Here is a 12,106-nt window from a genome sequence, read left to right as displayed (position 1 = left end):
CGGCATTCGCGCTTACCTAGGCACGATGATCGCCCTCGTCCATCATCCGGATTATGTTGCGCCGGCCCCGGCGCGCAGCAGCTATCCGTGGAACAAGAACGGCCTGATCCGCGATCTGCTGAGGGCCAGCGATGCGGCGCTGGAGTGGTTCGAGCCCGACGCGATGCCGGTCGCCTGGCTGGAGGCGGCGCATGATGCCGACTATGTCGCCGAAGTGCTGGAAGCGCGCGTGCCGGCGATCAAGGAGCGGCGGATCGGCTTTCCCGTCACGCCGCTGGTCGCGCGGCGTGCGGCGGTGGTGCCGGGCGGCACCTGGCTGGCGGCGCAACTGGCGCTCGATCGCGGCTTTGCCGCCAATACGGCCGGCGGCAGCCATCATGCACTGGCCGATACGGGCGCGGGCTTTTGCGTGTTCAACGACCTGGCCGTCACCGCAATCCGGCTGGTCGAGGAACGCATTGTCGAGCGGGTGCTGGTGGTCGATTGCGACGTGCATCAGGGCGACGGGACGGCCGCGCTGACCGCCGGGCGCCCGGAGATCGCGACCTATTCGATCCATGCCGAGAAGAATTTTCCGGTGCGCAAAGCCCGCTCGACGCTGGATGTGCCGCTCGCCGACGGGGTCGGGGATGATGCCTATCTCGAAACATTGCGCGCCACGCTGACGCCGCTGCTCGATGAATTCCGGCCCGGGCTGGTGCTGTATCAGGCGGGTGTCGATCCGTTTGCGGGCGATCGGCTTGGCCGTCTCAGCCTGACGCTGGACGGGCTGGCGCGGCGCGAGGCGCTGATCGCCGGGCTGATGATCGAGCGTGGCATCGCGCTCGCCAGTACCGTGGGGGGCGGTTATGGGCTGGATGCGCTGGAAGTCGCCCAGCGGCATGTGCGCTCGATCCTCGAGCTGGGGGGTGTCTTTGAAAAGAAGCGGTTGCACCCGCCCGCGCATTTTCTACCTTGGGCTCGCAGCGTCGCGGGCCTAGACGACGCACACTGAAGTTTACAGGATGATGACAATGGCGACCGCCGTCCATGAGGTGACACCCGAAGAGGCGTCCGCCCACCCGCTTGCAGAATCCGTCGTGGTTCGTTTCGCCGGCGACTCGGGCGACGGTATGCAGCTGACCGGTGGCCAGTTCACTCTTTCGACTGCGCTGTCGGGCAACGACCTGGCCACCTTCCCCGATTTCCCGGCCGAGATTCGCGCGCCGCAGGGCACCTTGTTCGGTGTGTCCGCCTTCCAGATCAATTTCGGATCGACCGCGATCGAGACCGCGGGCGATGCGCCCGACGTGCTGGTGGCGATGAACCCGGCGGCGCTGAAGACCAATGTCGAGGCGCTGAAGCCCGGCGGGCTGATCATCGCCGATGAAGGCGAATTCTCGAAGCGCAACCTCGACAAGGCGAAATATGAGGTCAGCCCGCTGACCGATGGCAGCCTGGCCAAATGGCAATTGCTGGCCTTCAACATCTCGCAGCTGACGCTCGATGCGGTGAAGCCGTTCGGGCTCGGCAACAAGGAAGCGCTGCGCTGCAAGAATATGTGGACGCTGGGGCTCGCGCTGTGGATGTTCGATCGTGACCGCCAGCCGATCGTCGACTGGCTGAAGAGCAAGTTCGCCAAGATGCCGGTACTGGCCGAGGCGAATATCGCCGCGCTCAACGCCGGCCATGCTTATGGCGAGACCGCCGAGCTCGCCGGGCCGATGAAGCAGCATCATATCGCGGCGGCGCCGGCGGAGGAGGGGCTTTACCGCACCGTCACCGGCGCGGAGGCGATCTCGCTCGGGCTGGTCGCGGGCGTGCAGCTGGCCGATGTGCCGATGTTCTTTGGCGGGTACCCAATCACGCCGGCTTCGGCGATCCTGCATCACCTGAGCCGGCTCAAGGAATATGGCATCACGACCTTCCAGGCGGAAGACGAGATCGCCGCAATCGCCAGTGCGATCGGCGCGTCCTATGCCGGGCAGCTTGGCGTGACGTCATCGTCGGGACCGGGCATTGCGCTGAAGGGCGAGGCGATGGGGCTGGCGATCATGACCGAGCTGCCTTTGGTCATCGTCAATTCGCAGCGTGGCGGTCCTTCGACCGGCTTGCCGACCAAGACCGAGCAATCCGACCTGTATCAGGCGGTCTATGGCCGTAATGGTGACGCGCCGATGCCGGTGATCGCCGCGCGCTCGCCCGCCGATGCGTTCGACTGTGCGATCGAGGCGGTGCGCATCGCGGTGCAATATATGACTCCGGTGATGCTGCTGACCGACGGCTATATCGCCAATGCCGCGGAGCCGTGGAAAGTGCCCGACATGAGCAATTACGCACCGTTCCCGGTGACCTATCTCGACCATGTGCCGGAGGGCGGGTTCCTGCCCTATGGCCGCGACGAGAAGCTGGCGCGTCCCTGGGTCAAGCCCGGCACGCCCGGCCTGCTCCACCGCATCGGCGGGATCGAGAAGCAGATCGGCACCGGCAATATCGAATATGGCGCCGCCAACCACCAGAAGATGACCGAGATCCGCCGCGACAAGGTGGCGAACATCGCCATTCCCGATCAGGAGGTCGAGCTTGGCGAGACGAGCGGAAAACTGGCGATCGTCGGTTGGGGATCGACCTTCGGGCCGATCCATCAGGCGGTGCGCCGTATGCGCCGCAAGGGGCATGACGTGTCGCATATCCATATCCGCCATATCTGGCCGATGCCCGCTAATCTCGGAGACTTGCTAAAGGGTTACGAGAAGATCATCGTGCCCGAGATGAATACCGGTCAGCTCAAGACGGTGCTGCGCGACCAGTTCCTGGTCGATGCCCGGCCGCTCAACAAGATCTCCGGCCAACCCTTCATGATCTCCGAGATCGAAGCCGCCATCGAAAGCGCACTCGCATGAACGACATGACTCCAATCGCCAAGACCACGCCGAAGGACTGGGAAACCGACCAGGAAGTGCGCTGGTGCCCGGGTTGCGGCGATTATGCGATCCTGAAGGCGGTGCAGCGGACCATGCCCGAATTGGGCGTGTTGCCGGAAAATACCGTGTTCGTCAGCGGCATCGGCTGCTCGTCGCGTTTCCCTTATTATATGGAAACCTACGGCTTCCACACCATCCATGGCCGTGCGCCGGCGGTGGCGACGGGGGTCAAGCTGGCCAATCCCGATCTCGACGTGTGGATCATCACCGGTGACGGCGATGCGCTGTCGATCGGCGGCAACCACACGATGCATTTGCTGCGCCGCAACCTCGATTGCCAGGTGCTGCTGTTCAACAATGAGATCTACGGCCTGACCAAGGGGCAATATTCGCCGACCAGCCGGGTCGGTACGCGTTCGCCCTCGACGCCGTTCGGCTCGGTCGACCGGCCGGCCAGCCCATGTGCGTTCGCGCTGGGTTCGGGCGCGCGCTTCGTTGCCCGGGCGATCGACGTGAACAAGAATCTGCCGAGCGTCCTCAAGGCCGCGCATGCGCACAAGGGCGCGAGCTTCATCGAGATCTATCAGAATTGCATCGTCTATAATGACGATGTGTTCGCCAGCTTCACCGACAAGGACAAGGCGCAGGCCGGGCAGCTGTGGGTCGAGCATGGCCAGCCTTTGCTGTTCGCTGGCGGCACCAAGGGCATTGCGCTCGATCAGGAGCGGCTGATCCTCAAGATCGTCGATGTCGTCGATGGCGACTGGGCGGCGGCCAAGGTCATCGTCCATGACCAGACCAACCGCGCGGTCGCGCATATGCTGGTCGAACTGCCGCTGGGCACCTTCCCGGTCGCGCTTGGCGTGATCTACAACGACCCGGCGCCGACCTTCGAAAGCGCGGTGGTCGCACAGAACAAGCAGGCGTCCGAGGGCAAGAAGCCCGACCTGCAGAAATTGCTGTCGCAGGGGCAGACCTGGCAGGTGGAAAAGCAGCCGCACGCGATGTGATGACCCCAGCGCTGGCCTTGCTTGCGTCGCTGCCCTTGCTTGCGTCGCTGCCCTTCGCGCAGACTTCCGAACCGCCGGCTGCAAGGCCGCATCTGTCGATCGTCATTGCCAGGATGGTGACGAAGAAATGGACCGGGGAAGACACGTGTCCCCCAGATTTCATCTGCATGCGATATCCCAATCGAGCGACATTCGATCGGGGCAAGACGATCAGCGGACCGTCCGTTCCGGCAAAGTTCGTTGGCCGTATCTGGGTTCATGCCGTCCAGCCCAAGACAAGGCTGGGAATGCTGGTCGAACGGGTCGGCGATCGCTATGAGATTCGTGCCTAGGTCTATCCATCAAAAGATCATAAATTCTGCTTTCAACAAACGGTATTGGCGGAATTTTCGGTTGATTTGACCGGTGCGAACAGGGACGGTGAGGATGCCTGCATTGCCGAATGACTGACCCAGTTCTGCTCTGGCTGCGCCGGGATCTGCGCCTGAGCGATCAGGCCGCGCTGACCGCCGCTGCTGCCGAGGGGCCGGTCATTCCGGTCTATGTCCTCGACGACGACACGCCGAAGCATCGCAAGATGGGCGCCGCCTCGCGCTGGTGGTTGCACCATAGCCTCCGGTCGCTTGACGCCAGTTTGCGCGACAAGGGTTCGCGGCTGACCCTGCGACAGGGTAAGTCCGGTGAAGTGCTGGCCGAACTTGCCAGGGAAACCGGCGCGACGCGGGTGCATTGCCTGCGGCATTACGAGCCATGGTGGCGCAATGCCGAGCGCGCCGTTGCGGCGTCGCTCGATCTTGTCTGTCATGATGGCAATTACCTGACGCCGCCGGGGTCGGTGACCACTGGCGCAGGGCAGCCCTACAAGATCTACACACCGTTCTGGCGCGCGCTGAACGAGCATATGCCGCCGCCGCAGCCCGCGCCGGTGCCGCGCGAGATTCCGGCGCCGGAGCATTGGCCGAAAAGTGAGGACCTGGACGATTGGGGTCTGCTGCCGACCAGGCCTGACTGGGCAGGAGGCTTTCGCAAGGAATGGTCGCCTGGAGAAGCCGGGGCGGCCGAAAGGCTCGACGACTTCATTCCCAAGGCCGCGCATTATGATATCGGCCGCAACCTGCCTTCGGAGGAATCGAGTTCGCGCCTCTCGCCGCATCTGCATTTCGGCGAGATTTCCCCTGCCACGGTATGGCACCACGCGATCCGGGCGCGGGGAGACGCGACCATTTTCCTGAAGGAGATCGCCTGGCGCGATTATGCGCAGAATGTGATCCTGCAATATCCCGATTATGGCAAAACCAATGGCCGGGCGGCGCTGGACGGTCTGGCCTGGCGCAGCGGCAAGACGGCCGATGCCGACCTCAACGCCTGGAAAACAGGGCAGACCGGCTATCCGATCGTGGATGCCGGCATGCGCCAGCTCTGGGCCACCGGCTGGATGCACAATCGCGTGCGGATGATCGCGGCGTCCTTCCTGATCAAGCATCTGCTGATCGACTGGCGCATCGGCGAGCAATGGTTCTGGGATACGTTGGTCGATGCCGATTACGCGAGCAATAGCGTCAACTGGCAATGGACCGCCGGCACGGGCGTCGATTCAAACATGTTCGTGCGAATCATGGCGCCGCTCACTCAGTCGGAGAAGTTCGACGCAGGCGGTTATATTCGCGAATGGGTGCCCGAGCTTGCCGGGCTGGGTGACGATGCGATTCACGATCCCGATGCGTTCGGGCGGCGCCCGGCAGTCTATCCGGTAAAGATCATCGGCCACCGCGAAGCGCGGGAACGCGCGCTTGGAGCCGCCAGACAGGCGAAGTGACGGCACCATCAAGAATCGCTTTTCGCCGCCCCGCGCCGGGTGCATGAGGCTGCGGATATGAACGCAACCGTGCCAAACAGGGGGCGCCGGTTCGGGACGCGCACAGCGCGGGGAGTGGGAAGCGCCGGCTGGCTGCTCAACCGCTTTTCGTGGGCGTTCCACCGTATCCTCGACCGCATCGACCGGGGGCTGGAACAGGGCGCGATCGAGGTGTCGTTGCCCGATGGATCGCGACGCCTGCTCGGCGGGCGCGCACCGGGGCCGGTGCCGGTGGTCGACCTGCGCAGCTGGCGGGCGTTGCTCCGACTGGTCCGCAACGGCTCGGCCGGCTGGTATACCGCCTGGGTGGCTGGGGAATGGTCCAGTCCCGACCCGGTGCCTCTGTTCGACCTGTTCATGCGCAATGGGCGGTCGCTCGGCGATACGGCGCGGGCCGGCGGCATGGCGCGGCTTGCACGGCGCATCGGCCATTGGCTGCGCCGCAACGACAAGGCCGGTGCGCGGCGCAATATCGAATTCCATTACGATCTCGGCAACGACTTCTACCGCCTGTGGCTCGACCCGGGCATGACCTATTCGAGTGCGTTGTTCGCGGAGCCGATCGACCCGGCGCAGTCGCTCGGATCAGGGCAAGCGGCCAAGCTGCAGGCGATGCTTGACCGCACCGCGACCAAGGCGGGCGACACGATCCTCGAAATCGGCAGCGGTTGGGGCTCGTTTGCCGAACTCGCCGCGCGCGCAGGGCGCAAGGTCCATGGCATCACGCTGTCGGCGGAGCAAAAGGCGATGGTCGACCAGCGTATCGCCGATGCCGGGCTGGATGGCGTCACCGTTTCGCTGACAGATTATCGCGATGTCGCCGGAAGCTATGACGCGGTGGTCAGTATCGAGATGGTCGAGGCGGTCGGGCAGCGATATTGGCCGGCCTATCTTCGCGCCATTGCCGATGCGCTGAAACCCGGCGGTCGCGCCGCGATCCAGTATATCATCATCGATGACGCGCTGTTCGAGGGGTATGCGCGCAACGTCGATTTCATCCAGCGCTTCGTTTTTCCGGGCGGCATGCTGCTGTCGGAAAGCCGTTTCCGTGCGCTCGCCGAGCGCAACGGGCTGGCCTGGCAGGACCGGGTCGGCTTCGGCCAGCATTATGCCGAAACGCTGCGACGCTGGCGGGTGAATTTCGATGCCGCGGTCGAGGCAGGGCAGCTTCCGCCGGAATTCGATACGGATTTCGTGGACTTGTGGCGCTATTATCTGATGTATTGCGAAGGCGGATTTCGCGGCGGCGGTATCGATGTCGCGCAAGTGACGCTGGTAAAACAATAAAAGGGGAGATGAGGATGCGGCGGCTGGCGATATTGGGCGCGGTGGCGCTGGCGGGGGTCGCAACTCATGTCGAGCGGAGCCATGCGCAAGCGGTCGAATCGCCTGAAGTCCGCCTTTCGACCGGCGATGCGGACAAATTGCGCAGCGCGGGTGCGACCATCCTGTTCTGGTCGCAAGCACAGCGCGACGAGAACTTCCCGGCCATGGAGAAACTGTTTCCCGGCCATATCGTCAAGGCGGGAGGCAAGATCCATCCATTGCCGCAGGGCAAGCCGCTGCCGCTCGATGCCGCGGTGGTCGACGCCTATATGGCGGCGCAGAATGTCGCCGGCCTGATCGTCCTGCAGGACGGCAAGATCCGGCTCGAACGCTATGCCCGGGGCTATTCCGCCGAGGGGCGTTACACATCCTTCTCGGTCGCCAAGTCGTTCAGCTCGACCCTGGTCGGCGCTGCGATCCGCGACGGCTATATCAAGTCGGTGTCGGAGCCGGTGACCAAATATATCCCCGACCTGGCCGGCAGCGGCTATGACGGCGTGACCATCAAGCAACTGCTGACGATGACCTCGGGCGTCAGATGGAACGAGAATTATACCGATCCGAAATCCGACGTGGCGACGATGTATGCCAAGCCGGTGCCGGCGGGCGTCGATCCCACGGTCGCCTATATGCGCACCTTGCCGCGCGAAACACCGCCGGGCGAGAAATGGGTCTACAAGACCGGCGAGACCAATCTGATCGGGGTGCTGGTGACCAAGGCCACCGGCAAGCCGCTCGCAACCTATCTCAGCGAGAAGGTGTGGAAGCCCTATGGCATGGAGCGCGACGCGTTTTGGATGATCGATCAGTCGGGCCAGGAAATCGGCGGCTGCTGCCTGTCGGTCTCGCTGCGCGATTATGCGCGGATGGGCCAGCTGGTGCTCGACGGCGGCAAGGGCATCGTGCCCGCCGGCTGGTTCGCCGATGCGACTCGCGCGCAGGTCGAGACCTCGCCGGCTTATGGCTATGGCTATCAATGGTGGACTTATCCCAACGGCTATTTCGGCGCGCAGGGGATTTTCGGCCAGAGCATCTTCATCGACCCGGCAAAGAAGATCGTCATCGCGGTGTCGGGTGCCTGGCCGAAAGCGACCGGCGACGATCTGAAGGCGGAGCGGGCGGTGTTTCAGCTTCAGGTGATCGAGGCGGCGGGGAAGTAGGTCCTGGTTTCTGCTCGGTGCTTAGCCCCTTCGGTCAAGGGATTGGCATAGTCGAGGGGGATCGCCCCCTCCTTGTGTCCCCGCGAAGGCGGGGACCCAGTCTGGGCTCCCGCCTTCGCGGGAGCACAAGCTTCCTTATGTAAAGGGAATAAGCGCCAAACAAGTTCGGGACTATGTCAGTCTCAATCAGTCGATCCGCTCGAAATGCCCGGTGTCGAAATCATCGGCGAGCAGCGCGACGATCCGGTTCGCTACCACTTCCGGTTCCTTGACCGAGGCGGGGTCCTCGCCGGGATAGGCGCGCGCGCGCATCGCGGTGCGGGTCGCGCCGGGATCGATGATCGCGGTGCGGATCGAGCTGATTCGCTGCATCTCGTCGCCATAGGCCGCGATCAGCGTCTCGAACGCGGCCTTGGATGCGCCATACAGCCCCCAGAAGGCGCGCGGCTTGCGCCCCACGCTGGAGGTGATGCCGAGCAGGCGGGCACGCGGCGATTTGCGCAGCATCGGATCGAACGCAGCGATCAGCGCGGCCTGGGCGCTGACGTTGAGCGTCAGGACCTGCGCCAGTTCCTTCGCATCGATCGCCGGTACCGGCGCGAGACTGCCGAGCATGCCGGCATTCAGCACCATGATGTCGAGCTGTTCCCAGCGTTCGCCGATCGCCGCACCGAGTCGGGCGATGCTGTCGGTCTCGGTCAGGTCGAGCGGCGCGATCGTTGCGCTGCCGCCGGCGTCGAAGATCGCGGTCTCGACCTCTTCCAGGTCCTTGGCGGTGCGCGCGGTCAGCACGACATGCGCGCCCGCCGCGGCAAGCGCCTTTGCGGTCGCGGCGCCGATCCCGCGGCTCGCGCCGGTGACGAGGGCGATCTGGTTGGCGAAGGGTTTGTCGGTCATCATTCTTCCTCCGCCACCCCCCGCCGCCCAAGGGCCGGGGGTCAGCGTGACGTTTGAGAATTTGGCTTAGCTGACCCGCTCGGCCAGCAGCGCGAACTGATCGACCGATGCGACGTCGTCATGATCGGTCAGCATGGTCGGATAATCGCCGGTGAAGCAGGCGTCGCAATGGCTCGGCCGGGTATCCGACCGATTCGCTTCGCCCAGCGCCTTGTACAGGCCGTCGATCGACACGAACGCCAGGCTGTCGGCCTGGATATAGCTGTTCATCTCGTCGATGTTCATGTTGGCGGCGAGCAGCTTGCCACGCTCCGGCGTATCGACGCCGTAGAAGCAGCTGTGCCGGGTCGGCGGGCTGGCGATGCGCATATGCACCTCGGCCGCGCCGGCATCGCGCATCATCTGCACGATCTTCAGGGAAGTCGTGCCGCGCACGATCGAATCATCGATCAGGACGACTCGCTTGCCCTTGATCAGCGCGCGATTGGCATTGTGCTTCAGCTTGACGCCGAGATGCCGGACCTCGTTGTTGGGCTGGATGAAGGTGCGCCCGACATAGTGCGAGCGGATGATGCCGAGTTCGAACGGAATGCCCGATTGCTGGGCATAGCCGATCGCGGCGGGCGTGCCCGAATCCGGCACCGGGATGACCAGGTCGGCATCGACCGGGCTTTCGATCGCCAGCTGCGCACCGATTTCCTTGCGTACGGTATAGACGCTGCGGTCCTCCGAGATCGAATCGGGGCGCGAGAAATAGACATATTCGAAGATGCAGGGCCGCGGTTCGGTCGGCGCGAAGGGGCGATGCGACGATACCTCGCTGCCCTTGACGATGACCAGCTCGCCCGGGTCGATCGAGCGCACGAAGGTCGCCCCGACCACGTCGAGCGCGACGGTTTCCGACGCGAAGATGATCGCATCGTCGAGCTTGCCCATCACCAGCGGACGGATGCCGAGCGGATCGCGGCAGGCGATCATGCCTTCCGGCGTCATCACGATCAGCGAATAGGCGCCCTCGACCCGCTTCAGCGCGTCGATGAACTTGTCGACAAAGGTGCGGTAGTTGGAGGTGGCGACGAGATGGATGATCGTCTCGGTGTCGGAGGTCGACTGGAAGATCGAGCCACGCCGCACCAGGTCGCGCCGCAGCCGCATCGCATTCGAGATATTGCCGTTATGCGCGATGGCGAAGCCGCCCGAGGCGAGATCGGCATAAAGCGGCTGGACGTTGCGCAGCGCGGTCTCGCCGGTGGTCGAATAGCGCACATGGCCGCAGGCGACATTGCCGCGCAGCTGGCCGATGATCGCCGGGCTGTCGAAATTGCCCGCGACATGGCCCATTGCGCGGTGCGTGTGGAATTCGGCACCGTCGAAACTGGTGATTCCCGCCGCCTCCTGGCCACGGTGCTGCAGCGCGTGCAGGCCGAGCGCGACGAGCGCGGCGGCGCCTTCGCTGCCCGAGGCGCCAAAGATGCCGCACTCTTCGCGCAGCTTGTCCCCATTTGCATCGGGGAGGTCGAACGGATTGGTTGTCAGCATGGCGCCCTTCGGGGAGTAAGCGGCGCCCGCCATATAGGCATGCGATCCGCGTTTGTCGCGTTTTTGTCACATCGATCGGGACCAATCTGCCGCATCGGCAGTTTTCCGTGGATCAGGAGGCACTTAGTCATGGTCAAAAATCACGGCCCGACGGTCAAGAACGACAAGCTCTATGAGGATTTGCGCCGCGACGGCGCGTCGAAGGAGAAAGCCGCGCGGATCGCCAACGCCAAGGCGGCCGGCACGCTCGACCATCGCAGCACCCAGCTGGAGGATCGCAGCAAGGCGGATCTGCTGAAGGAGGCGCGCGAGATCGGCCTCGAGGGCCGCTCGAGGATGGACAAGGCCGAACTGGTCAAGGTGATTCGCAAGGGGTGAGTCGGGGATACCGAATCTAGGCGAGGAAGCTTGTGTCCCCGCGAAGGCGGGGACCCAGTCTGGGCTCCCGCCTTCGCGGGAGCACAAAGGAAGGGGCGATCAGCGAGACTTGGTGTGAGCCGCCCGCTTTCGCCCGCTTCGCGCCCGGCGTATGGCTGGGCCATGCCTGATTCCCGCGATATCGGCCTCGAGCTGAACCCCAATTACGATGCGAACGGCCTGATCACCGCCGTCGCGACCGACCGTGCGACCGGTGAACTGCTGATGCTCGCGCACATGAATGCCGATGCGCTCGCCGCGACGATCGCCACCAGAGAGGCGCATTTCTGGTCGCGCAGCCGGAGCAAGCTGTGGAAAAAGGGCGAGACGTCGGGGCATGTCCTGCACGTCACCGATATCCGCATCGATTGCGACCAGGATGCGATCTGGCTGATCGTCGATCCCGCCGGTCCTGCCTGCCACACGGGTGAGCGAAGTTGCTTCTACCGCCGGATCGATGGCGATGCGCTGAGCCCGGTAGAGTGAAAGCCAGGCCGATCCTGCTCTTGCTGGCGCTGGCCGCCTGTTCGCGCCAGCCGGAGTCGCCGGCCAAAAAGGCGACGCCGGCGAACGGGCTGGAGGCCGCGGCGATCGAGGCCGGTGTGATTCCCGATCCCGACAGCAGTGACATTACCGGGCTCTATGCCCGCGACACCGACCGGGTGTGCATCGTTCCCGCCGCCAGCGCCTACCGGATTGGCGTGTTCGTCGATTATGGCGATCAGAATTGCGGAGGCAGCGGGGTGGTCACGCGGGCAGGAGAGACGCTGACGCTCGATTTCCCCATCGCACCGGGCTGCAGTTTCGACGCGCGATTCGAAGGCGACCGAATCGCATTCCCGGGCAAGGTGCCCGACGCCTGCGCGAAACTGTGCGAACGCCGTGCCTCGATCGCCGCGCTCAATGTCGACCGGTTGAGCGAATCGATCTCGGAAGCCTCCACGCTGCGTGACGCGAAAGGCAAACTGCTTTGCGGCGGTGCCAATTGACATTGACGTT

Annotated in this window: 12 protein-coding genes; 10 read left to right on the top strand and 2 right to left on the bottom strand. The window is 64.2% G+C overall.

What is annotated here, in order from left to right; all coding sequences use genetic code 11:
* Positions 1-25 precede the first annotated feature (25 nt).
* From H3Z74_RS09670 to H3Z74_RS09640, 7 genes are all read left to right on the top strand, one after another.
* Complete coding sequence (locus tag H3Z74_RS09670; RefSeq protein ID WP_187763659.1) at positions 26-994, top strand: histone deacetylase family protein; 969 nt, start codon at positions 26-28, stop codon at positions 992-994.
* Between the two features lie 19 nt (positions 995-1,013).
* Positions 1,014-2,882 carry a 2-oxoacid:acceptor oxidoreductase subunit alpha gene (locus tag H3Z74_RS09665; protein WP_187763658.1) on the top strand — a complete coding sequence of 623 codons (1,869 nt, stop codon included), beginning with the start codon at positions 1,014-1,016 and terminating at the stop codon, positions 2,880-2,882.
* The gene (locus tag H3Z74_RS09660; protein ID WP_187763657.1) at positions 2,879-3,913 is read left to right on the top strand and encodes a 2-oxoacid:ferredoxin oxidoreductase subunit beta; all 1,035 of its coding nucleotides are present in this window, start codon (positions 2,879-2,881) and stop codon (positions 3,911-3,913) included. Before H3Z74_RS09665 ends, H3Z74_RS09660 begins: the two co-directional genes overlap by 4 nt.
* A complete protein-coding gene (locus H3Z74_RS09655; RefSeq protein WP_187763656.1) occupies positions 3,913-4,245 on the top strand; it encodes a hypothetical protein in 333 nt (110 codons plus the stop codon). Before H3Z74_RS09660 ends, H3Z74_RS09655 begins: the two co-directional genes overlap by 1 nt.
* A 110-nt stretch (positions 4,246-4,355) precedes the next feature.
* Positions 4,356-5,729, top strand: coding sequence for a cryptochrome/photolyase family protein (locus H3Z74_RS09650; protein WP_187763655.1), 1,374 nt, complete (start codon positions 4,356-4,358; stop codon positions 5,727-5,729).
* A gap of 57 nt (positions 5,730-5,786) precedes the next feature.
* Entirely contained in the window at positions 5,787-7,055 is a 1,269-nt protein-coding gene (locus H3Z74_RS09645) for an SAM-dependent methyltransferase (protein WP_187763654.1), read from the top strand.
* 14 nt (positions 7,056-7,069) lie between these two features.
* On the top strand, positions 7,070-8,254 hold the full coding sequence (locus H3Z74_RS09640; protein ID WP_187763653.1) for a serine hydrolase domain-containing protein: 1,185 nt from the start codon (positions 7,070-7,072) through the stop codon (positions 8,252-8,254).
* 186 nt (positions 8,255-8,440) lie between these two features.
* Here the strand turns inward: H3Z74_RS09640 and H3Z74_RS09635 are convergent, their stop codons facing one another.
* Positions 8,441-9,151 carry an SDR family NAD(P)-dependent oxidoreductase gene (locus tag H3Z74_RS09635; protein ID WP_187763652.1) on the bottom strand — a complete coding sequence of 237 codons (711 nt, stop codon included), beginning with the start codon at positions 9,149-9,151 and terminating at the stop codon, positions 8,441-8,443.
* A 66-nt stretch (positions 9,152-9,217) separates the two neighbouring features.
* Positions 9,218-10,690, bottom strand: coding sequence for an amidophosphoribosyltransferase (gene purF / locus H3Z74_RS09630; RefSeq protein WP_187763651.1), 1,473 nt, complete (start codon positions 10,688-10,690; stop codon positions 9,218-9,220).
* 129 nt (positions 10,691-10,819) lie between these two features.
* Here purF and H3Z74_RS09625 point away from each other — a divergent pair, with 129 nt between their 5' ends.
* From H3Z74_RS09625 to H3Z74_RS09615, 3 genes are all read left to right on the top strand, one after another.
* The gene (locus tag H3Z74_RS09625) at positions 10,820-11,068 is read left to right on the top strand and encodes a DUF7218 family protein (RefSeq protein ID WP_187763650.1); all 249 of its coding nucleotides are present in this window, start codon (positions 10,820-10,822) and stop codon (positions 11,066-11,068) included.
* Between the two features lie 162 nt (positions 11,069-11,230).
* On the top strand, positions 11,231-11,593 hold the full coding sequence (gene hisI, locus H3Z74_RS09620) for a phosphoribosyl-AMP cyclohydrolase (protein WP_187763649.1): 363 nt from the start codon (positions 11,231-11,233) through the stop codon (positions 11,591-11,593).
* Positions 11,590-12,096 (top strand): hypothetical protein, encoded by a 507-nt coding sequence (locus H3Z74_RS09615; protein ID WP_187763648.1) that lies wholly within the window; start codon positions 11,590-11,592, stop codon positions 12,094-12,096. The genes hisI and H3Z74_RS09615 overlap by 4 nt, the downstream gene beginning before the upstream one ends.
* Positions 12,097-12,106: the final 10 nt, after the last annotated feature.

It is taken from the genome of Sphingomonas alpina (assembly GCF_014490665.1).
GTDB classification, from domain to species: domain Bacteria; phylum Pseudomonadota; class Alphaproteobacteria; order Sphingomonadales; family Sphingomonadaceae; genus Sphingomonas; species Sphingomonas alpina.
Note: the sequence above shows the minus strand (reverse complement) of the source record. Positions and strands in the feature narration are given on the sequence as shown.

Excerpts from the sequence above, each read along its gene's own strand:
- purF (WP_187763651.1), bottom strand. The coding sequence starts at position 10,690 with ATGCTGACAACCAATCCGTTCGACCTCCCCGATGCAAATGGGGACAAG.
- H3Z74_RS09655 (WP_187763656.1), top strand. The coding sequence starts at position 3,913 with ATGACCCCAGCGCTGGCCTTGCTTGCGTCGCTGCCCTTGCTTGCGTCG.
- H3Z74_RS09625 (WP_187763650.1), top strand. The coding sequence starts at position 10,820 with ATGGTCAAAAATCACGGCCCGACGGTCAAGAACGACAAGCTCTATGAG.
- H3Z74_RS09645 (WP_187763654.1), top strand. The coding sequence starts at position 5,787 with ATGAACGCAACCGTGCCAAACAGGGGGCGCCGGTTCGGGACGCGCACA.
- H3Z74_RS09660 (WP_187763657.1), top strand. The coding sequence starts at position 2,879 with ATGAACGACATGACTCCAATCGCCAAGACCACGCCGAAGGACTGGGAA.
- H3Z74_RS09650 (WP_187763655.1), top strand. The coding sequence starts at position 4,356 with ATGACTGACCCAGTTCTGCTCTGGCTGCGCCGGGATCTGCGCCTGAGC.
- hisI (WP_187763649.1), top strand. The coding sequence starts at position 11,231 with ATGCCTGATTCCCGCGATATCGGCCTCGAGCTGAACCCCAATTACGAT.
- H3Z74_RS09670 (WP_187763659.1), top strand. The coding sequence starts at position 26 with ATGATCGCCCTCGTCCATCATCCGGATTATGTTGCGCCGGCCCCGGCG.
- H3Z74_RS09640 (WP_187763653.1), top strand. The coding sequence starts at position 7,070 with ATGCGGCGGCTGGCGATATTGGGCGCGGTGGCGCTGGCGGGGGTCGCA.
- H3Z74_RS09635 (WP_187763652.1), bottom strand. The coding sequence starts at position 9,151 with ATGACCGACAAACCCTTCGCCAACCAGATCGCCCTCGTCACCGGCGCG.
- H3Z74_RS09665 (WP_187763658.1), top strand. The coding sequence starts at position 1,014 with ATGGCGACCGCCGTCCATGAGGTGACACCCGAAGAGGCGTCCGCCCAC.